Here is a 20,551-nt window from a genome sequence, read left to right as displayed (position 1 = left end):
TCACTCCGCTACCGTCCGTAGCCCCCCACCCCACTCCTCCCAGTTGGGACTAAACGGTGACAGTGGCGGGGATTCCACTGTCACCGCGGTGTGGTTATCTAACGGCAAGCGCGCGGCTGTTCGCGTCCGCGTGCGGGGGGTCGCGGGAGTGCGAGGGGAAAAGGGGGCCAATCGTGAACGTGCAGCCGATATCGGGGGAGCCGGTTCGCCGGCGGCGGTGGCCACGCAGGGGACGGGTGCCGCTCGCGCTGTTGCTCGGCGCCGCGCTGCTGGTGAGCGCGTGCGGCGGCGACGAGGACGACCGCAAGAAGCCGGCCGGCAAGGCGGGCACCGACAAGTCCGCCTCCCGGGCGGCCGTCACGATAGCTCCCAAGGACGGCGCGGAGGACGTCGCCACCACCGGCGCGCTGAAGGTGACCGCCCACAAGGGCCGGCTCACATCCGTCAAGGTCAGGGACAGCAAGGGCAACGAGGTGGCCGGGAAGATATCCGGCAGCGGCACCCTGTGGCAGCCGAGCGGCCACCTCGGCGCCTCGACGGAGTACACCGTCGACGCGATCGCCGTGGACGTCCAGGGCCGGGAGGCCGCAGAGCACTCCCGTTTCACCACGCTCGTCCCCCAGAACACCTTCATCGGCCAGTACTCCCCGGAGAACGGCCAGCGGGTCGGCGTCGGAATGCCGGTCTCCCTCCGCTTCAACCGAGGGATCACCGACCCGGAGGCCGTCGAGAAAGCCATCAAGGTCACCGCGAAGCCGTCCGTCCCGATCGAGGGCCACTGGTTCGGCAACGACCGGCTCGACTTCCGTCCGGAGAAATACTGGGCGCCCGGCACCGAGGTCACCCTCAAGCTCGACCTCGACGGCGTCCAGGGCCGGCCGGGTGTGTACGGCACCCAGTCCAAGGAGGTCTCGTTCACCATCGGCCGCAGCCAGGTCAGCACCGTCGACGCCAAGTCGAAGAAGATGACGGTCGTCCGCGACGGCAAGACGGTCAAGACCATCCCGATCACCGCGGGCGCGCCGGGCACCGAGACCTACAACGGCCAGATGGTGATCAGCGAGAAGCATCCGGTGACGCGGATGAACGGCGACACCGTCGGCTTCGGCGGCGAGTACGACATCAAGGACGTACCGCACGCGATGCGGCTGAGCACGTCCGGCACGTTCATCCACGGCAACTACTGGTCGGGCAAGCCCACCTTCGGCAGACGGAACGCCAGCCACGGCTGCGTCGGCCTGTTCGATGTGCGCGGCGGCCACGACAAGTCCACCCCGGCGGCCTGGTTCTTCGCCAACTCGATCATCGGCGATGTCGTGATCGTCAAGAACTCGCACGATGAAACGATCCAGCCGGAGAACGGCTTCAGTGACTGGAACCTCTCCTGGGAGCAGTGGAAGGCCGAACAGTAGGGCGGGCGGGTGGCCGGGCCCATGGGGCCCGGCACATGGTGACCGAGTGCACCGCCTCCAGTGTCGTGCTGCGTTTGACCGGGGGTACCCTCCGCACCCCCGCGGACTAACCTTCCCTCCATGACTGTGAATTTCGAGGTCGCCGACGGCGTCGGCACCATCCGCCTGGACCGTCCGCCGATGAACGCACTGGACATCGCCACTCAGGACCGGCTGCGCGAGCTGGCCGAGGAGGCCGGCCGCCGCGACGATGTGCGCGCCGTCGTGGTCTGGGGCGGTGAGAAGGTGTTCGCGGCCGGTGCGGACATCAAGGAAATGCAGGCCATGGACCACCCGGCCATGGTGCTGCGCTCCAAGGCCCTGCAGGACGCGTTCACCGCCGTGGCCCGGATCCCCAAGCCGGTGGTCGCCGCGATCACCGGCTACGCACTGGGCGGCGGCTGCGAGTTGGCGCTCTGCGCCGACTTCCGGGTCGCGGCCGACAACGCCAAGCTCGGCCAGCCCGAGATCCTGCTCGGCCTCATCCCGGGCGCCGGTGGCACCCAGCGGCTGGCCCGTCTGGTGGGCCCGTCCAAGGCCAAGGACCTCATCTTCACCGGCCGTCAGGTGAAGGCCGACGAGGCACTCACCATCGGCCTGGTCGACCGGGTGGTTCCGGCCGCCGAGGTGTACGAGCAGGCGCACGCCTGGGCGGCGCGGCTGGCGGCCGGTCCGGCGCTCGCGCTGCGGGCCGCAAAGGAGTCCGTCGACGCGGGCCTGGAGACGGACATCGACACCGGTCTGACGATCGAACGCAACTGGTTCGCGGGGCTGTTCGCGACCGAGGACCGGGAGACCGGTATGCGCAGCTTCGTCGAGGAGGGGCCGGGCAAGGCCAAGTTCCGCTGAAACAAGTGGTGTTGGCGGGACGGATGAGGTTTGGCCGGGAGCCTATGCCTCATGTGGGCGAATTGCGGAAAAGTTAATTACGGCTTAAGGGGGCCTTGTTGGCGCTGCCCGTCGTTCCGTCAGAGACGCACGGTCGTCGCAGGTCAGTCGGGTCGCGCCGGAACCTTAACTGCCGTTGGCATATGTCCCGCAGGGGGGCGGGAACCGCTGATTCCGGGCAACGGATTCCGTCGGTTCCGCCCCCGTAGGGGCCGAGTAGCGGCCATGATGGGGGCATGGCGGGCCTCGAAGGAATGGAGCAGCCGCGGCCGCGGAGCGGCACGGCCGCCGCGGGCCGGGGACTCCCCGGTGCGGACAGGGAAACGGTGCCGGCTCCGGGAGGCCCGGTGTCCCCGGCGCTCGAACTGGTCACTGAACCGACCCTCGACGAGGTCCGGTTGCCCTCCCGCCCCCAGTCCGCCGGCATCGCCCGCCGGCTGACCGCCGCCGTCCTGCTGAAGCAGTGGTCCCTCTCGCCGCAGCTCGCCGAGCACGCCGTGCTGCTGGTCTCGGAGTTGGTCGGCAACGCCGTACGGCACACCGGGGCCCGCTGCTTCGGGCTGCGGATGCTCCGCCGCCGTGGCTGGATCCGTATCGAGGTGCGCGACCCGTCCCGCGGCCTGCCGTGTCTCATGCCGGTCCAGGAGATGGACACCAGCGGCCGCGGTCTCTACCTCGTCGACAGGCTCTCCGACCGCTGGGGCGTGGATCTGCTGCCGCGTGGCAAGACGACCTGGTTCGAGATGCGGGTCACCGACCGCTGAGGCCGCCGCCCCGCGTCTCCCGAAGCGGACTTCCCGCACCCCGAAGGACTGCCCGCATGCCCGGAAAGGGCTGCCCGTATCCCCGGAAACGGACTGGGGCCCTCCCGCGCGGACGCGGGTCGGGCCCCAGTGCCGGCCTCCGGCGGGCGGAAGGGGTGTGCCCGCGGGGTCTTGGGCGCCGCCGGTGACGGGAGCGCCGCGGTCGACTATGGCAGCTCGGGTGTGACCTTGCCAAAGGTGCAAATGCGGGCATATATGGATGTAGTGGCGCTTATTCATACACAATCAAAGGTGACCTATGCCACCGCCCTTATGAATGCCGGTTGGGATGCTGCCTCTGATGAGGGATGTGTGGACTTGGGTAAGTACGCGCTGCGGCGTGGCGCGGCCGTGTGTCGCGGGGTGACGGCCGGGGTGGTCCATGCTCCGGGTGCTCGGGCACGGTCCGTAGGATGGGATGTTCATGCTCGCGCCACGTATCGCGGAGGAGGGGACATGCGGCAAGTGCGCCGGTCGGCCGCGCTGACCCTGCTGCTGCTCCTCGCGGTCACTTTCGGGCCACTGCTGTGCCGGACCGGCGGCGAGCAGGTTTGGCCGGCGGGACGGTCGGTGGAGACCGCGCTGACGGTGCATTCCGGCCAGCTACCGGACGCCGGCGCGCCCCTCGTCGTGGCCGATACGCCGAAGAAGTGCTCGGGCCGGCACGCCCCGGGACCGAATGAGTCCGTCCCGCTGCCCAGCCCGCAGCGTGGCGAGCCACTCGCCCCTGCCGCCACCGGCCCGGCGCCGCTCGCCACCGACGCGGCCGCGCAGTGCGCGCTTGCCCGGCCCCCGACCGGCAGTTCGCCCACCACCGAACATTCCTCGCTCCGTCCCGTACTGCGGATTTAGGCCGGCGCCCGACGCACCCGGCCCCTTTTCCGTTTCCTGTACGACTGGAGCTTCCGCATGCCCACTTCCGCCTCTCCCACCCGCAAACTGGCCGCCGTCGGCGCGGTCATCGCCCTCGTCGTGGCCGTGCTCGCCATCGCCATCGCCGTCGGCCAGGCCGTCGAGAGCGGCCGCGACGACGGCACCGGCGCGCCCCGGGCCGCCACGTCCGGCCAGTCCTCGGAGGATGCCGGCCGGCAGAAGATGTATGACGACCTCACCAAGCGGACCACCCGGCGCGAGGACGGTGACGCGCTCGCCCTCGGCAAGAAGGACGCCCCGGTCGTCCTGGTCGAATACGCCGACTACCAGTGCTCGTTCTGCGGGAGCTTCACCCGCAAGACCCAGCCCGAGCTGGTCGAGAAGTATGTCGACGCGGGCACGCTGCGGATCGAGTTCCGCAACTTCCCCGTCAAGGGCGCCGACTCGGAGCGGGCCGCCCGCGCCTCCTGGGCCGCCGGGCGGCAGGGCAAGTTCTGGCAGCTGCACGACGAGCTGTACGCGAAGACCCGCAAGGGCGACGAGCTGGCCGAGGACAAGCTCGTCGGCATGGCCCGCGAAAGCGGAGTGCCGGACATCGAGAAGTTCCGTAAGGACATGAAGAGCGAGGCCGCCGAGCGCGCGGTCGAGCGGGACCAGGAAGAGGGCTACCAGCTGGGCGTGCAGGCCACGCCGTCGTTCCTGATCAACGGGCGGCCCATCTCCGGTGCCCAGCAGGCCGAGGTCTTCCAGCAGACGATCGAGGACGCCGCAGCCGCCGCGCGGTCCTCGGCGAAGCAGAACGAAGGGGCCGGGAAATGACCGACATCGGCTACCTCGCGGCCTTTCTCGGCGGCGCCCTCGCGCTGCTCAGCCCGTGCAGCGCGCTGTTGCTGCCCGCGTTCTTCGCCTACTCGCTCTCGAACCCGGGCCGGCTGCTGGCCCGCACCGGGGTGTTCTACCTGGGGCTCGCGACGACGCTGGTCCCGCTCGGCGCGGCCAGTACGGCCGCCAGCAGGCTGTTCAACGGCCACCGCGAACTGCTGATCACCATCGGCGGCTGGGTCGTCATCGCGATGGGCGTCGCACAGATCCTGGGCCTGGGTTTCGCCTCCAAGCGCGCTCAGGCGGCCGCCGCCAGAATCACCCCGCGCTCGGCCGTCTCCACCTTCCTCCTCGGCTGTGTCTACGGCCTCGCGGGTTTTTGCGCGGGACCGATCCTGGGCGCGGTCCTGACGGTGACGGCGGTCAGCGGCTCACCCGTGTACGGCGCCTCGATGCTCGCCGTGTACGCACTGGGCATGGCGCTGCCGCTCTTTGTGCTCGCCCTGCTGTGGGACCGCTTCAAGCTCGGCACACGGGGCTGGCTGCGCGGCCGCGAAGTCACCCTCGGAAAGCTGCGGTTGCACACCACATCCGCGCTCTCCGGAGTGTTCTTCATCGGAATCGGCATCCTCTTCCTGGCCTTTGACGGGACCGGCGCCGTGCCCGGAATTCTCGATGCGGACGCCGAAATGCGGGTCGAGGAATGGGCGGCGCGGATCGGAAACGCCGTGCCGGACTTCGTACTGATCACGCTGGCCGCGTTCGCCGTCGCCGCGGTACTGGGCCGGATCGCGCTGCGGCCGGAGAAAAAAGCGCGGAACGGCGCGGATAACCGCCGGGCGGAGCCGGAGGAGAAAGCGCGGAGCGGGCGCGAATAGCCGCCGGGCGGGGGCCGGAGAACGGCGGGCATGCCGCCGTTCTCCGCCCACAGCCAGGCGTTGCGCCGGCCACACGTTGCTCACAGCCAGACGTTGTCGCTGACCGACCCCAGACCCGTGCCGGACAGCCGCCGGTGCAGCGCCAGCGCCTGGTCCTCGGTCAGCGAGGCGACATGGTCGGCCGCGGCGCGCAGCCGGTCGCCGTGCTGCGCCAGTTCCTCGGCGCGGTCCGGCGGCAGCAGCTCGGGGGCGTCATGGCTCCAGCGCAGGAGCTCGCCGACCACCCGCCGCTTGCCGTGCTGCTGGGTGGCGAGCGCCGGGCGGTCGATGACGTAACACCACACCAGCTCCTTGAGCAGATCGCAGGTCGCCCGCCGCTCCGGCGGGATCACCAGCCGCGCCCCGTACCGGATCGCCGCCGTACCGCCCACCTCCAGCTCGATCCCGCGGGTGAAGTACGCGATCAGGTCGGCGGTACGGCGGTTGACCGCGACCGCGTCCTCATGGCTGCCGCTGTACGGGGCGTGCACCGCGAGCCGCTTGCCGATGTCCGTCATCAGCACCAGCGCCGCCTCGCGGTCGAACGCCTCGCCCGCCCGCGCCCGCTTGGCCTGCACATAGTCCAGGAAGCGCCGGGTCTCCCGCTCGGTGTCACCGCCCGCGGACCCGTCCGGCGGGAACAGCGAGGCCAGCGGGATCAGGCCCGTACGGTGGAAGTCCTCGACGTCGTGGCAGGCGTAGGTGACATCGTCCGCCCAGTCCATGACCTGTTCCTCGACCGGTACGGCGGTGTCCGAACGGCCGGCCCGCACCCAGGCGAACGCCTCCCGGTCGGCGACGTACACGCCCCACTTCACATGCCGCGCCGGATCCTGGTCGACCGGCGCCCGCTCCCACGGGTATTTGGCCGACGCGTCCAGGCAGGCGCGGGTGAGATGCAGTCCTCGATGGCCCGGGTATTTGTGGGCGGCGAGGTAGGTCAGCACCCGCAGGGTCTGCGCATTGCCCTCGAAGCTGTCCAGCACACCGTCCGCGAAGTGCAGTTCGTCCATCGTGGCGCGCAGCGCCAGCTCACCGGCGTGCCCGAACGGCGGGTGGCCGATGTCGTGCGCCATACAGGCCGCCTCGACGAGGGCCGGGTTCGGCCCGCCGTACTTGCGCTCCAGGCGCTCCGCCATCCGCCGGCCGAGCTGGGCCACCTTCATCGAGTGCGTCAGCCGCGTGTGGTACGCGCCCAGCTCGGCGCTCGCCACCACCTGGCTCTTGCCGGCCAGCGCCCGCCACTGCGTCGAGTACAGGATCCGGTCGACGTCGTGCTCGAACCCGGACCGCTGCCCGTCATCGGGCACCCGGCGCCGCAGGGAGTGCTGCTCAAGATCCTCATCGCTGTATCTGGCAGGTCGCATGCGCGGATGCTACGCCGTGCCCGTCGTGGGCCCGTGCCGGTTACCGGCCCGTGCCGTCACGGACCGGGCGGGAGCCGGACTCACTCCTCCAGGCGCTCAGCCGTCGCCGACGGAGAGGATAGGCGTGCGCGAGCGGGCGGGGGTGCGGATGGTGGGCGTCCGCCCGGCGGCGGCGGTCGTTGCAGAGCAGGCACTTTCCGTAGCCCGGCGGAAGCGGATCCTCCGGGTCGCCGTACAAGGGGTCGACGGCGCCGTGCGGATGTATGGCGCAGCCCGTCGGGCCGGTTTCGGCGCCCAGCGAGCTGGCGGCCGTCAGCGCTCGCCGGAGGACGTCGACGAGCTGGTCCGCGTCGCGCCGGCTGGGCGCGGTCTGGAGGGCGTAGGCAATATCGGAGGCGGTGGTCAGCGCGGTCTGGAGTTCGCGCAGGTTTGCGTAACCCATGTCTCGGAGCGTAGGCGGCCCCACTGACAGTTGATCTTCCGATCGCACTTCGCGGCTTCCCATGCCCGCATGCATGCCCGCCCACACCCACGATTTAGCACCGTGACGGTGACTGTCCCCTTGCCGGTGCATGACATATGGGTGGGGGGGTGTGCGGTGGGGCCGGGGCGCGCTATGGAGCCGATGCCCTGTGGGACCGCGGGTGTCACGGCCCCACGGCGGGCGTGACGGCCCCACGGCGAGCGCCCCGGCCCCACCGCACGCCACGGCCCACAGGGCGTCGGCTCAGGGAGCGATCGGCAGTGCGCGCTTGTGGTCGGTGAAGCGGTAGCGGCGGACGATCGACTGGAAGGCGACGTCGGCGACCGGCTTGCCCTCCAGAAAGTCGTCGATCTGGTCGTAGCTCACACCGAGCGCGTCCTCGTCGGGCTTGCCCGGGTCGAGGGTCTCCAGGTCGGCGGTCGGCACCTTGCACACCAGCTCCTCCGGGGCGCCGAGCGCGGCCGACACCGCACGCACCCGGCGCTTGGTCAGCCCCGTGAGCGGCACGACATCGGCAGCGCCGTCGCCGAACTTCGTGAAGAAGCCGGAGACCGCCTCGGCGGCGTGGTCGGTGCCCACGACCAGGCCGTCATGGGCGCCCGCGACCGCGTACTGCGCGATCATGCGCTGCCGGGCCTTGATGTTGCCCTGGACGAAGTCCTGGTGATGGGCGTCGCGGAAGGTGACCCCGGCGTCCACCGCCGCCTGCAGCGCCGCATCGCTCGCCGGGCGGATGTCGACGGTCAGCACCCGGTCGGCCCGGATGAAGTCCAGTGCCCGCTGGGCGTCCTTCTCATCGGCCTGCACGCCGTACGGCAGCCGCATCGCGAGGAACGTGGCGTCGTGCCCGGCGGCGCGGGCCCGCTCCGCGGCGAGCTGGCAGAGCCGGCCCGTGGTCGTGGAGTCGACACCACCGCTGATCCCGAGGACCAGGGAGCGCAGGCCCGTGGTCGTCAGCCGCTCCGTGAGGAAGGCCACCCGTCGCTCGATCTCCCGCTCGGCGTCGAAGGACGCGCTTACCTGGAGATCCCGGGCGATCTCCTCCTGCAGGGCCTTGGACGCCGGGTCGGTCACGGCCGCTCCTTTGGTTTCTGGTATCCGTGTGCCGTCACCGGGACGGTGACGGCAGGAGAAACCTTAAGCCGGGTCCGCCCACTTCCTGAGAGCGGCCTTGCTCGTGAAATCCGCCACGTTCTTGTCCAGCGGCGTATCGGTGTACTGGTGGATGCGCCACTTCGCCTTGATCCGCGGATGCCCGGCGGAAACATAGTCGGCGATCCACAGGCCGTCGGCGGCGTAGGACGTGGTGTCGTGGTTGAGCCAGAAATCGCGGTTGCAGTAGAGCATCACGCGGTGGTGTTTGGGCCGCAGCTTCTTGACCTCCAGAAGGAACTGGTCCTTCTGTGCGTTGCTCGCATACGTCCCCTCGCTGGTGCGCTCCCAGTCGGCGGCCAGGATGTCGCCCTCGACGGAAGCGCACTTCTCGATGAAGAATCTCGCCTGCGCCGCGATGTTCCCCGGCCAGAGGAAGTGGTAGAAACCGACCACGCATCCCGCTTTACGGGCCTTGGCGGCCTGCTCGTACTGGCGCGGGTTGATGTAGGAACGGCCCTCGGTGGCCTTGACGAAGACAAAATCCAATCCCTCGGTGGAGTACGAGGAGTTGTACGAGCTGACATCGACACCGTGCAGCATGAGGGCCTCCCGCCGTTCGGACCTGCCGTTGCGAAGCGCCATTCAGCGCGTCGATTCAGTGGTCGTTCCACGATCAGTGGTCGTTCCATCGCGCCGTTCGAGACGTCTGCGCCGTTCGAGACGCCTTCACGACACCGTTCAAGACGTCGTTCGAAGCGCCGCTCGGAGCGTCATCCGTATCCGTCATCCGCATCCGTCATCTGCGTCCAGCAGTTCAGCAGTTCAGCATGTTCACGGCCTCAGACGCCAGATTGCGGCAGCCAAGTTCCGTACGTCAGCGGTTTGTTGAGGGTTGAGCGCGGGTGCGGCGGGGAGAGTCTGGCGCCGCGGTCTCGCCGGCGGGGCGCCGCCGGACGGGTGGTGTCCGCGACATGAACGCCCGTCACCTCTTCGTCGTCCACCGTTCCGGAGACCATCTACATGACTGTGGTCGGCCTACGGGACCGTGGTCGGTCCACGTGACCACGGTCGGGTCTGCGTGACCGCGGTCGACCCGGGCGGTCGGCCGGCGGGCGGCAGACCCGAAAGCCATTGTGAAGGGGACCACCGACATGGCCGGAGCCGCCACGAATCCGCGGGTGACAGCCCTCGTGCAGGCCTTAGGCGGGCCGCCGTCCCACCCCGTGGCCGGCGCCTCGATCGACGATGACCTCTACACCCGGACCACCGATCTGGCGCACCGCGCCCCGGATGCCGTCAACACCCTCGTCTCCTACTGGACCGACTATGGGCTGGGCCTCTTCGCGGTCCTGCTGCTGGCCGCCTGGTGGCGGGCCCGGCGTGCCGACTCCGCCCGTATGGCGATGGCCCTGGCCACCCCTGTCGTCGTACTGGTCACCTTCCTCGCGAACGACGCGATCAAGAGCCTCGTCGGCGAGCAGCGGCCCTGCCGGACGCTCCCCACGGTCACCGTCGTGGCGTGTCCGGCGCCCGGTGACTGGTCGTTCCCCAGCAACCACTCCGCGATGGCGGCCGCCGCCGCGGTCGCCATCGTGCTGTGCCGTCGCCGGCTCGCCCGGATCGCCGTGCCGGCCGCGCTCCTGATGGCGGCCTCGCGCGTCTGGGTCGGCGCTCACTATCCGCACGATGTCGCCGTCGGCCTGGCCGTCGGCGGCCTCGTCGCCTGGCCGCTGGCCGCCCTCGCCCGCCGCGCCGCCCCGGCCGTCGACCGTCTCCGCACCACTCGGCTGCGCCCCCTGGTGGCCGCGCGGTGACCATGCCAGGGCGGGATCGAGGGCCGACGGTGCGGGCGCGAGTCCCGCCGGCGGTGGTCTGCCCAGCGCTCTTCGCAGTGCTCTTCGCGGCGCTCTTCACCGCTGCGACCCTCCTCATGGCCGTACGACATGGAGCCCCGCTCCCGCCCGAACGGTCCGCCCATGAATGGTCCACGGCGTATGTGGGGGAGCCGCTGCGCTCCCTGGCCCGCGCGCTCACCGCGACCGGCACCGGCCCCGTTCCGTACCTGATGGCGGCGCTCGCGGGGCTGTTGGCCGGTGCGCGGGTGCTCGGCAGGATCCGCGCGGTGGCCTGCGCCGTGGCCGTACTGGCGGTCGGTCAGGCGGTCCGTTACGGCCTGATGGGACTGCTCGCCCGGCCGCGCCCGACGGTCACCGACTGGGCCGTGAGCGCCACCGGCCACGCCTGGCCCTCGGGCCACGCCACCACCGCCGTGCTGGCGGCCGGCATCCTGGCCTGGGGCATCCGCCACCACGCCCGCCCCGGCGTCGCCCGCACGTGGTGCACGGTGCTCGCCCTCTGGGCCATCGGCGTCGGCGCCACCCGCGTCCTCCTGGGGGTGCACTGGCCGGGCGACGTCCTGGCGGGCTGGCTTCTGGGCCTCACCTTTCTGGCCCTGGCATTCCTCGCCGAACCCTTCGCCCTCCACCACCGGGGCACGCCTCTACCGCCCAAGTCGCCTGCCAAGCAAGCGGATTGACGTACCTCGCGGACATCTGCGGCATATGTTCAGGGCTCACATACCACAAATCAGGGGCAATTTACCCAGATCTTTCCTAAACCGGCATGGACGGGGTCTCCGTGCAGTAGCACTGTGCTCAGTGCCGGTACCGACCCGGGGAGCGAACACCGGCCAGCGCCGTCGCCACCGAACACGCGGCGGCAACGCCACCAACACCAACATCCGCCACCACAGCAACACCAGCAACAACAGCCCACCAACACCAGCAACAGCCAAAGCAGCAACAGTCACAACGGCACGGACACTCCGTACATACACCTGGGGGACGGCACCATGGGACGACCGCTCGACCGCCCGGCAAGCCACTCGCCACAGGGTCGCTGCGCGGCCGCCGCGGCCGAGGACCCGACCCCGTGCGAGGGGTCGTACGACGACGCCACCATCATCGACCGCAACGGCGCGGAGGTGGCCGGCTGTATCCACCACTGCGCCCGGCTGCTGGCCGGCCTGGAAGGCGCCCGCGTCCACCCGTTCGTCCTGGCGCGCCACGCTCTGGACATCTACTCCCGGGCCCGCGAACTCCCGCCCTTCGCCTGGGAGATCGGTAAGTAGGCGCGGGTGCGGGCGCGGGCGGTGACGGCGGTGTCTGTCAGTGGTCACTCGTAGCCTGTCCGTATGAAAGATTCAGGTAACGACCGGGGCGGCGCCCCCGGCCCCGCGCTCGCCATCCCGCCACGACAGGACCTGGCTGGTCAGTACCCGATTCAGCACTCTTCGCCTTCCGTTTCCGTCTTCTGCGGGGCAAGAACATCGCGTCCCTGCCCCCGACGACCGCCGACAGCAAGAGCAGGACCGGGATCCCCACCAGGCTCTTCGCCACGCAGATCGTCACCAGGAAGAACACGAATCGCCACCGGGAAGAACGCGAAGGACACGCCGTCCGGGACGGCGTCGCGCCCGCCGACTGGATCTGCACCCGGCCCCTCCGCCGTGGTGCCCCCCGCTCGCAGCGGAGGGCACCGGCCGGTTCAGCGCTTGGTGGGCGTGTTGGCTTCCGTGACGTTCACAGCGGCCCAGGACGCGTCCACCGTCTCGTACTCGGTGCTGGTGTCGCCGTAGAGGTCCGCGGCGGCCTTCAGGGTCGCGGTCCGGGCGTCGTGGAAGTCGGTCGTGGGGACCATGTACCGGGTCAGCGCCTGGTAGTAGATCTTCGCGGCCTTGTCCCGTCCGATGCCGGTCACCTTGGAGCCGTCATACGTGGGGGAGTCGTACTCGACGCCGCCGATCGTCTTCTTCCCGCTGCCCTCGGCGAGGAGGTAGAAGGCGTGCGAGGAGACACCGGAGGCGGCGTGCACCTCGGTGTCGTTCGTCTTCTCCGACCAGTAGTCGACGGTGTCCCCAAGCGTGTCGAGGGAGGGCTTGTCCAGCCGCCGCAGGAACTTCTGCTTGAGGCCGAGCTTCTCGCCCATCAGGTAGTTCGGCGGGTTCTCGGGGTTGTTGGTCGCGAACTCCGCCGAGCTGCCGAAGATGTCCGCCAGCGACTCGTTCAGGGCGCCGGGCTCGCCGAAGTAGTGCCCCTCCTCGTCCACCCGGGTGGGTTTGAGGCGGGCGGTCGCGGCCACGACGCCGTGGGTGAGCTCATGGGCGGTGACGTCCAGGACGACCAGCGGCTTGGTGAACGTCTTGCCGTCACCGTCTCCGTAGAGCATGCAGCCGCAGCTGGAGGACCAGAAGGCGTTGCCGACGTTCTTGCCGTAGTGGACCAGGGCGTGCGCGCCCTCGCCTTCGTTCTTGATGCCGTCGCGCCCGAACGTCTTCTCGTAGAAGTCGAGGGTGCTGGTGATGCCGTACTGGGCGTCCACCGCGGCGGTGCTGCGGTCGTTCGTCGTGCCATCGCCCCAGCGGTTGTCGCTGCTGGTGAAGGCCTTGCCGTCGGTGAAGTTCGCCGGCTTCTCGCCGTCCGCGTCCCGCGTTTCGGTGTCGCCGCGGGTGGCGTCCTTGAGGGTGAAGGAGTTCTGCGCGGTCCGGGTCGTGGAGAGCGGGACGGTGCCGGAGAAGAGGGACCGGCCGGTGCCGTCGGCCGGGTCCGCGGAGCCCTGGCCGGGCTTGCCCGCGGCGGCCGGGGCGTTGGCGGCCAGTCCGGTCGCGGGGCTGAGCCGCTCGCCCCGCTCGCGGAGCTTGTCCTTGACGGCGGGCGACAGGAACGCGTCGTTGGCCGGGATGTCGCTGAGGACGGTGCCGGTAGCGGCGTCGATGACGACCGTACGGACGCCGCCGGTCTCGTCGGTGCGGCTGTCGGTCACCCGCACCTGGTAGGCCAGCGCGGTCCGACCGGCATGGGCGTCCACGACCAGCTGGGCCTCACCGGCCTTGCCCTGCGCCGCGGCCGCGGCCTTCTCCTGGGCCTGCCCGGCCGACAACTTCGTGCGGAGGGACCGCACCTCGATCGGCTTCCCGGCCGCCCTGGTGACGTCCTCATAGGCCGACTTGGCGTCCAGGTGGATGACGAGGTCACCGCCGAGGACCGGCAGGCCGCGATGGGTGCGTAGGAAACGGACGTGCTGTTCGCCGTCCGGGTCGACCAGTACATCGGTGGCCTTGAGGGTGTCGTTCTTGCCGACGCCGGTGGCGGAGGAGTGGGTGTACGCGGCGGCGCGGGCCGCGTCCACGATCGATGCATGTGTGGGGGAGGAGTCGGGAGTTGAGGCGGCAGTGGCCGAAGGGGCCGCGGTGGCGGTGCCTGCCATGCCTGCGGTGAGCGTCGCGGCGGTGGTCACCGCGACGGCTATCGCCAGGTTGCGTATGTGGGGTCTACGCATGTTCGGGTCCTTTGAGCACATGGGCGGCCGGTTCCCCAACCGCCCGTACGCGCGGTGCCGTTGCGCACCGCGGGGGTCGGGCGACCCCGCGCAAACCCTGCGTAGCCTGACATGGGCATGTAAAGACGTAAGTCCGTTTTTGTGTCCTGTTGAATCAAAACGTGATAATTGATCGGCCTTGGGTAGTCGGCGGGTGACCAACTGTGTTTCTCGATGGGCGTTGTGCTCGTGGTGCTCTTGGGGGGAGAGAGTCGATCGGGGGCGGATGGTTGCTCGGCCGCCGCGAGATGTGCGAATGGCTATCGGCCGGCCCCTCCGCCGTGGCGGCCGGCCGCAGGCCAGCGTGGCACGGGTTGGGGAACCACAGCGAGCAGGTCTGTCCCACTTCTGACAAGGGGTGGGGAAATTCAAAGAGCCCTATCAGCCGGGGACCTCTGAGTACGTGCTCTCTCAGCTCATGAGTATGCGCCACGATGGCCGGGCGGCGCGCCTGAGCGAGGATGGTGCTCATGACCGCACCCGACCCGAAGTCCACCATCGCCCCCGCTGCGGCGGCGACTGACCCGTTCGCGCAGTCCACGCCGGCAGTGCGCGTGTTCGCCGGTATCGGCCTGTTGCTGCTCGCCTTTGCCTACGGGGCGTTCCTCATCATCGTCCTCAATCAGGCGTACAGCGGAGACGGGGCAAGCGGACCCCTGGTGGGCGTGGCTCTGTGGTCGATGGGCCTGTCCGCAGTCGCGGGAGTGCTGGCGCTTTGCCTGCCCAGCGCTGTGGTGAGCCATGCAGCGCGGAGCAGGGTCGTCAGGCTGCAGTACGCGCTGGCGTTCGCCGGCCCTGCGCTGGCCGCCATCGACTTCGCCTAGCTGGTGGGGCTTTGTGAGGATCCTGCTCGTCTTGGCGCGCTGGCGGGTTCGGAAGCCGTGCCGTGCCGCGACTGTCGTCGGCCCCCTTCGGACCGCCGGACGCCGTCCCCGCGCTGCTCCACTCCGAGCAGAAGTGGGCCAGTACGCCCTGCGGACACATCAGACGAGTAAGAGGCCCTGGCCGTGGCGCCATGCGCCACGGCCAGTCACATGAAGCGTGCTCGCATCGCTACTGGCCCTGGTCCGCAAGCGCGGCCGCGGTGGCATGGGCGAAGGCGTCTGGATTGTCCAGCATGATGTTGTGCCCGCAGTCCGGGATCGCGACCACGGTCACCCCCGCCGCGGCGAGTGCGTCGGCGCCGGGGAGCGGGCCGTCGGTTTCGGGCAGCAGGTAGGTGCGGGGAATTTTCAGGTCCCGCAGGAGTTCGCGCATGGTGGGGACGGTGCCGCGGGTGAGATGGACCGCGCTGCGGTGCAGGGCCTCGCGGCCGGCCAGGCGCGTGGTGGACCACCAGCGGGGGCCGACCCGGTCGCGGACGTCTTCCCAGCCGCCTGCCAGGAACTCCCGCTCGGAATAGGCCGCGATGCCGCTGCTGCCGCCGGATCCGGGCCGGTGCGGGATCGGGTCGAGGTTGGCGTCAACCAGGACCAGGCGGGAGACCAGGTGCGGGTGCCGGGCGGCCAGGACGATGGCCACCGAGCCGCCCATGCTGTGCGCGATCAGCTCCGCACCGGTGACGCCTGCGGAGGTCAGGGTCTTCGCGAGGGCATCGGCGTGCGATTCCAGGGTGTAGTCGAAGCCGGTCGGCCGGTCGCTGATGCCGTGACCTAGCAGGTCGATCAGCAGCGAACGGCGGCCGGCCAGCAGCGGGTGGACCGCGACCTCCGCGAAGTAGGCGGGGGACGTGGCGCCCAGACCATGCACGTAGACGCGGGAAGGTTCCTGCCCCGGCAGCTCCGCCCACCGCATCTGGTCGCCCTCAGACGTCACGACGGCATGACGCACAGTCTGCTCCCCCTCCGAATCAAAGTCAGTGAAGGGACGAGGGTAACCACCTGAACTCGGTGCACCCCCATCCCCCTCACACCTGCGAGGGCAAGGCGACGGTTCAGTTCACCTTGATACGCCGCGTGCTGTGGCAGCGCCTGTTGTCACAGGGGGTTCGAGCGGCCGGAGTCGACGGCTGACAGCCTCGGTCGCAGCCGGATGAAGTTGATGACGGCGTGCACGGTGAGCGCGAGGGGCAGGGCGAGGAGTATGTCCCACGGGACCGTGCCGACCGCAGCCAGGAGGCAGCAGAGCGGAACGGTCAGGAGGGTGGGGAACGTCGAGGTCAGGGCGGTACGGATACGGGTTTGACGGTCCATGGCCGGGCTCCTTGGGAAGGTGCGGATGACGGGCTGGCAGCAGCGGAGGCCGGTCAGGTTGTGCTGCGGCGGGCGAGGTCCAGGTAGTCGGACAGCTCCCGCCAGTCATCGGCCGGGGCGGCCGGTTCTCCCGACATGGCGGCCGGATCGTCATGCCAGGCATTCCGCACACCGGCGGAGATACCGGCGTCGCCGCCGGTGAACGACGTGCTGAGCTCATCCATGCGAGCCACCAGCCGCCGGACCTTCGGATCGGTGGGAGGAGTCCCGGCCGTACGGAGCCGGTCGGCCCTGCGGTACAGCTCCGGCCGTTCGATCTCCAACAGGTAATGCATCGCGGGCCCCAGGGCCGCGGCGCGGGTCTCCAGTACCTCCAACTGGCCGGCATCCAGGCGACGGCGCAGCGTGTGCCCGCCCTCGGGACTCGTGCCGCCGATCGCCCGCAACGCGTCGAGCAACTCCGCGGCCGTCGGGGCCCGATCCGCCGCCAGTTCGCCGCCAAGCCGCAGGAGCCGCTGCCGCAAGGCGTCGAGAGCGGCGATGGAAGCCTCTACGCCCGCCAAGTGGTCCCTCACCAGGCGTCGCGGGTCGAATCCTGCGTCCAGACAGACGGCGATGGTCTCCAGGCTCAGCCCCAGACCACGCAGAGCCAGCAGCACCTGATACAAGCGGACGAGATCGTCCTCGGTGTACTCCCGGTGCCCGCCCGCAGTGCGCCGGGAGGGGCTGAGCAGACCGATGGTGTCCCAGTGGTGCAGCGTGCGCACGGTCAGCCCGCTGGCCTCGGCGAGCCGACCCACTTTCCAGGTGGCGGAAACAGTCATAGGGCCACGATGCATCCTGACGCCGCGTGAGGATCAAGTCGTAACGATGACCACCGCTGCTTCTCGAACACGGCTGGGCTCGTGGTGCTGCGAGCGCATCGCCGGAGAACGTGCCCCTTGAAGCTCTGCTCGCTGGGATTTCCCAGGGACTTTCAGAGACCTCTCAGGGACTTTTGAGGGACTCCCGTGTCTGTCCCGGTAGGGCCTCAGGGAGGTCTCAGGGACGTTCCGCCGCGTGAATAGGGCAGGCCCTGACAGCGCTGAAAGAGATGAACGCGCTGGTCAGGGCCTACAACCGGCCCGCCACGCAGGCTCAGCACTCGATGATGTTCACCGCGAGCCCGCCCCGGGCCGTCTCCTTGTACTTGACGCTCATGTCGGCGCCGGTCTCCTTCATGGTCTTGATCACCTTGTCGAGGGAGACATGGTGGCGGCCGTCGCCGCGCAAGGCCATACGGGCGGCGGTAATGGCCTTGACCGCGGCCATGCCGTTGCGCTCGATGCACGGGATCTGGACGAGGCCGCCGACGGGGTCGCAGGTCAGGCCGAGGTTGTGTTCCATACCGATCTCGGCGGCGTTCTCCACCTGTTCCGGGGAGCCGCCCAGGACCTCGGCAAGTCCGCCGGCCGCCATGGAGCAGGCGGAGCCGACCTCGCCCTGGCAGCCGACCTCGGCGCCGGAGATGGAGGCGTTCTCCTTGAAGAGCATGCCGATGGCGCCGGCGGCGAGCAGGAAGCGGACGACGCCTTCCTCGTCGGCGCCGGGTACGAAGTTGATGTAGTAGTGCAGGACGGCGGGGATGATGCCGGCCGCGCCGTTGGTGGGCGCGGTGACGACCCGGCCGCCGGCCGCGTTCTCCTCGTTGACCGACATCGCGTAGAGGGTGACCCACTCCATCGCGTGGGCGAGCGGATCGCCCGCGGAGCGCAGCTGGCGGGCGGAGTGCGCGGCGCGTCTGCGGACCTTGAGGCCGCCGGGCAGGATGCCTTCGCGGGACATGCCGCGCGAGACGCACTCCTGCATGACGTGCCAGATCTCCAGCAGGCCGTCGTGGATCTCCTGCTCCGTGCGCCATGCCTTCTCGTTCTCCAGCATCAGCGCGGCGATGGACAGCCCGTTGTCCTGGGAGAGGCGCAGCAGCTCGTCGCCGGTGCGGAAGGGGTGCTTGAGGACGGTGTCGTCGAGCTTGATGCGGTCCTCGCCGACCGCGTCCTCATCGACGACGAAGCCGCCGCCCACCGAGTAGTACGTCTTCTCCAGGAGGGGAGCGCCGCCCGCGTCGTAGGCGAAGAGGGTCATGCCGTTGGCGTGGTACGGCAGGGCGCGGCGGCGGTGCAGGATCAGCTCGGTCGACTCGTCGAAGTCGATCTCGTGGGCGGCGCCTATCTCGGCGCCCATCAGCCGCAGCCGCTTGGTCGTACGGATCCGCTCGACCTCGTCGTCCGCGCGCTCCACATCGACGGTGCGGGGGGAGTGGCCCTCCAGGCCGAGGAGGACCGCCTTGGGGGTGCCGTGGCCGTGGCCGGTGGCGCCGAGCGAACCGAAGAGCTCGGCCCGGACAGATGTGGTCTGGGCCAGGAGGCCGTCCTTCTTCAGACGGCCGGCGAATATCCGGGCGGCGCGCATGGGGCCGACGGTGTGCGAGCTGGACGGGCCGATGCCGATCGAGAAGAGATCGAAGACGGAGATGGCCATGGTGGCGGACTCCCGCGCGGTTCATCCCCGCGGTGGCGGGGAAGCGGACCGTCCAGCTGCTTCGAAGGGTATCGAGGGCAGCCGACGGCCGGACGGACTTCTGGGTAATTTGGGGCGGGCGTAGGTGTACCACCCTCGGCGCAGCCTACGTCAGACCGCACGAAGCTGGCGTTCCCGCTGGTCAGAGGCGGATCGGCCCGGAGGTTCGGCGGAGGGGCGCAACCGAGCCCCGAAGGTGCGGAGCCCCGGGCCCATGGCCCGTTTCCCGGGCCCGCCGGATGGCCGGCGGGCCCGGGCGCCCTCAAAGGAGAGGGGTGCGTCACCGGGCGCCGTGCCACACGGCCTCCGGAGCCGCGGCCCTGACGCGGGGCGCCGAGGACGGTCCTCGCACGGGGCGGCAAGGACAATCCACGGACCCACGCGCGGGGCGGCAAGGACGATGCCCGGGGACGCGTGTCCTCACAGCGACGGGTACAGCGGGTGCTTGTCCGCCAGCGCGGTGACCCGGGCCTTGAGCGACTCGGTGTCGTACGACGGCTTCAGCGCCTCGGCGATGACGTCCGCGACCTCGCGGAAGTCCTCGGCCTGGAAGCCGCGGGTGGCCAGCGCCGGGGTGCCGATCCGCAGGCCCGAGGTGACCATCGGCGGCCGCGGGTCGTTCGGGATGGCGTTGCGGTTGACCGTGATGCCGATCTCGTGCAGACGGTCCTCGGCCTGCTGGCCGTCCAACCGGCTGTCGCGCAGGTCCACCAGGACGAGGTGGACGTCCGTGCCGCCGGACAGGACGGAGACGCCGTGCTGCTTGACGTCGTCCTGGACCAGGCGCTCGGCGAGGATCCTGGCGCCGTCCAGCGTGCGCTGCTGGCGCTCCTTGAAGTCGTCGGACGCGGCGACCTTGAAGGAGACCGCCTTGGCGGCGATCACATGCTCCAGGGGACCGCCCTGCTGACCGGGGAAGACCGCCGAGTTGATCTTCTTGGCGAGTTCCTTGGTGGACAGGATCACACCGCCGCGCGGACCGCCGAGGGTCTTGTGCGTGGTGGTGGTCACCACGTGCGCGTGCGGGACGGGGGAGGGGTGCAGGCCCGCCGCCACCAGGCCGGCGAAGTGCGCCATGTCCACCATCAGGTAGGCGCCGACCTCGTCCGCGATCCGGCGGAAGGCCGCGAAGTCCAGCTGCCGCGGGTAGGCGGACCAGCCGGCCACGATCAGCTGCGGGCGGTGCTCCTTGGCGAGGCGCTCGACCTCCTCCATGTCGACCAGGTTGGTCTTCTCGTCGACGTGGTAGGGCACCACGTTGTAGAGCTTGCCGGAGAAGTTGATCTTCATGCCGTGGGTCAGGTGCCCGCCGTGCGCGAGGTTCAGACCCAGGATGGTGTCACCCGGCTTGATCAGCGCGAACATCGCGGCGGCGTTGGCCTGCGCACCCGAGTGCGGCTGGACGTTGGCGGCCTCGGCGCCGAAGAGCGCCTTGATCCGGTCGATGGCGATCTGCTCGACGACGTCGACGTGTTCGCAGCCGCCGTAGTAGCGGCGGCCGGGGTAGCCCTCGGCGTACTTGTTGGTGAGGACGGAGCCCTGGGCCTCCATGACGGCGACCGGAGCGAAGTTCTCCGACGCGATCATTTCGAGGGTGGACTGCTGACGGTGGAGCTCGGCGTCGACGGCGGCGGCGACGTCGGGGTCGAGCTCATGGAGGGAGCTGTTGAGAAGCGACATGAGTTTTCCTGGAGGGTCAGGGGGCGCGATGGGGTCCCGCCGGA

Annotated in this window: 20 protein-coding genes; 10 read left to right on the top strand and 10 right to left on the bottom strand. The window is 70.0% G+C overall.

Annotation, left to right across the window (positions count from 1 at the left end):
* Positions 1–173: 173 nt before the first annotated feature.
* The 6 genes from K9S39_RS15150 to K9S39_RS15125 all read left to right on the top strand — a co-directional run bounded on the left by K9S39_RS15150 (position 174) and on the right by K9S39_RS15125 (position 5,715).
* Positions 174–1,412 carry a L,D-transpeptidase gene (locus K9S39_RS15150; protein ID WP_406707940.1) on the top strand — a complete coding sequence of 413 codons (1,239 nt, stop codon included), beginning with the start codon at positions 174–176 and terminating at the stop codon, positions 1,410–1,412.
* 120 nt (positions 1,413–1,532) lie between these two features.
* Complete coding sequence (locus K9S39_RS15145; RefSeq protein WP_248863866.1) at positions 1,533–2,300, top strand: enoyl-CoA hydratase/isomerase family protein; 768 nt, start codon at positions 1,533–1,535, stop codon at positions 2,298–2,300.
* A 275-nt stretch (positions 2,301–2,575) separates the two neighbouring features.
* On the top strand, positions 2,576–3,103 hold the full coding sequence (locus K9S39_RS15140) for an ATP-binding protein (protein ID WP_248863865.1): 528 nt from the start codon (positions 2,576–2,578) through the stop codon (positions 3,101–3,103).
* A gap of 495 nt (positions 3,104–3,598) precedes the next feature.
* On the top strand, positions 3,599–3,994 hold the full coding sequence (locus K9S39_RS15135; RefSeq protein WP_248863864.1) for a hypothetical protein: 396 nt from the start codon (positions 3,599–3,601) through the stop codon (positions 3,992–3,994).
* Positions 3,995–4,051: 57 nt separating this feature from the next.
* Complete coding sequence (locus K9S39_RS15130; protein ID WP_248863863.1) at positions 4,052–4,834, top strand: DsbA family protein; 783 nt, start codon at positions 4,052–4,054, stop codon at positions 4,832–4,834.
* The gene (locus tag K9S39_RS15125; RefSeq protein WP_248863862.1) at positions 4,831–5,715 is read left to right on the top strand and encodes a cytochrome c biogenesis CcdA family protein; all 885 of its coding nucleotides are present in this window, start codon (positions 4,831–4,833) and stop codon (positions 5,713–5,715) included. The genes K9S39_RS15130 and K9S39_RS15125 overlap by 4 nt, the downstream gene beginning before the upstream one ends.
* An 80-nt stretch (positions 5,716–5,795) precedes the next feature.
* On the opposite strand, the gene dgt is transcribed toward K9S39_RS15125, so the two are convergent.
* From dgt to K9S39_RS15105, 4 genes are all read right to left on the bottom strand, one after another.
* A complete protein-coding gene (dgt, locus tag K9S39_RS15120) occupies positions 5,796–7,121 on the bottom strand; it encodes a dGTP triphosphohydrolase (RefSeq protein WP_248863861.1) in 1,326 nt (441 codons plus the stop codon).
* A 40-nt stretch (positions 7,122–7,161) separates the two neighbouring features.
* Positions 7,162–7,563 carry a hypothetical protein gene (locus K9S39_RS15115; protein ID WP_248863860.1) on the bottom strand — a complete coding sequence of 134 codons (402 nt, stop codon included), beginning with the start codon at positions 7,561–7,563 and terminating at the stop codon, positions 7,162–7,164.
* 285 nt (positions 7,564–7,848) lie between these two features.
* On the bottom strand, positions 7,849–8,679 hold the full coding sequence (nadE, locus tag K9S39_RS15110; protein WP_248863859.1) for an ammonia-dependent NAD(+) synthetase: 831 nt from the start codon (positions 8,677–8,679) through the stop codon (positions 7,849–7,851).
* A gap of 63 nt (positions 8,680–8,742) precedes the next feature.
* Positions 8,743–9,300, bottom strand: a complete 558-nt coding sequence (locus K9S39_RS15105; RefSeq protein WP_248863858.1) for a glycoside hydrolase family 25 protein — start codon at positions 9,298–9,300, stop codon at positions 8,743–8,745.
* A 551-nt stretch (positions 9,301–9,851) separates the two neighbouring features.
* On the opposite strand from K9S39_RS15105, the gene K9S39_RS15100 reads away from it, so the two are divergent.
* From K9S39_RS15100 to K9S39_RS15090, 3 genes are all read left to right on the top strand, one after another.
* Positions 9,852–10,514 (top strand): phosphatase PAP2 family protein, encoded by a 663-nt coding sequence (locus K9S39_RS15100; RefSeq protein ID WP_248863857.1) that lies wholly within the window; start codon positions 9,852–9,854, stop codon positions 10,512–10,514.
* 29 nt (positions 10,515–10,543) lie between these two features.
* Entirely contained in the window at positions 10,544–11,236 is a 693-nt protein-coding gene (locus K9S39_RS15095; protein ID WP_248863856.1) for a phosphatase PAP2 family protein, read from the top strand.
* Positions 11,237–11,551: 315 nt separating this feature from the next.
* Complete coding sequence (locus K9S39_RS15090; protein ID WP_248863855.1) at positions 11,552–11,830, top strand: hypothetical protein; 279 nt, start codon at positions 11,552–11,554, stop codon at positions 11,828–11,830.
* 416 nt (positions 11,831–12,246) lie between these two features.
* Here K9S39_RS15090 and K9S39_RS15085 read toward each other — a convergent pair whose 3' ends face one another.
* Positions 12,247–14,037, bottom strand: a complete 1,791-nt coding sequence (locus K9S39_RS15085; RefSeq protein WP_248863854.1) for a M4 family metallopeptidase — start codon at positions 14,035–14,037, stop codon at positions 12,247–12,249.
* 509 nt (positions 14,038–14,546) lie between these two features.
* On the opposite strand from K9S39_RS15085, the gene K9S39_RS15080 reads away from it, so the two are divergent.
* Positions 14,547–14,900, top strand: a complete 354-nt coding sequence (locus tag K9S39_RS15080) for a hypothetical protein (protein WP_248863853.1) — start codon at positions 14,547–14,549, stop codon at positions 14,898–14,900.
* Positions 14,901–15,129: 229 nt separating this feature from the next.
* Here the strand turns inward: K9S39_RS15080 and K9S39_RS15075 are convergent, their stop codons facing one another.
* From K9S39_RS15075 to glyA, 5 genes are all read right to left on the bottom strand, one after another.
* A complete protein-coding gene (locus K9S39_RS15075) occupies positions 15,130–15,906 on the bottom strand; it encodes an alpha/beta fold hydrolase (protein WP_248863852.1) in 777 nt (258 codons plus the stop codon).
* A gap of 146 nt (positions 15,907–16,052) precedes the next feature.
* Positions 16,053–16,268: a hypothetical protein gene (locus tag K9S39_RS15070; protein WP_248863851.1), complete on the bottom strand. Its 216-nt coding sequence runs from the start codon at positions 16,266–16,268 to the stop codon at positions 16,053–16,055.
* Positions 16,269–16,321: 53 nt separating this feature from the next.
* The gene (locus K9S39_RS15065) at positions 16,322–17,092 is read right to left on the bottom strand and encodes a MerR family transcriptional regulator (RefSeq protein ID WP_248863850.1); all 771 of its coding nucleotides are present in this window, start codon (positions 17,090–17,092) and stop codon (positions 16,322–16,324) included.
* Positions 17,093–17,405: 313 nt separating this feature from the next.
* Complete coding sequence (locus tag K9S39_RS15060) at positions 17,406–18,788, bottom strand: L-serine ammonia-lyase (protein WP_248863849.1); 1,383 nt, start codon at positions 18,786–18,788, stop codon at positions 17,406–17,408.
* Positions 18,789–19,247: 459 nt separating this feature from the next.
* Positions 19,248–20,507 (bottom strand): serine hydroxymethyltransferase, encoded by a 1,260-nt coding sequence (gene glyA / locus K9S39_RS15055; protein WP_248863848.1) that lies wholly within the window; start codon positions 20,505–20,507, stop codon positions 19,248–19,250.
* Positions 20,508–20,551: the final 44 nt, after the last annotated feature.

Source organism: Streptomyces halobius (assembly GCF_023277745.1).
GTDB classification, from domain to species: Bacteria; Actinomycetota; Actinomycetes; order Streptomycetales; family Streptomycetaceae; genus Streptomyces; species Streptomyces halobius.
Note: the sequence above shows the minus strand (reverse complement) of the source record. Positions and strands in the feature narration are given on the sequence as shown.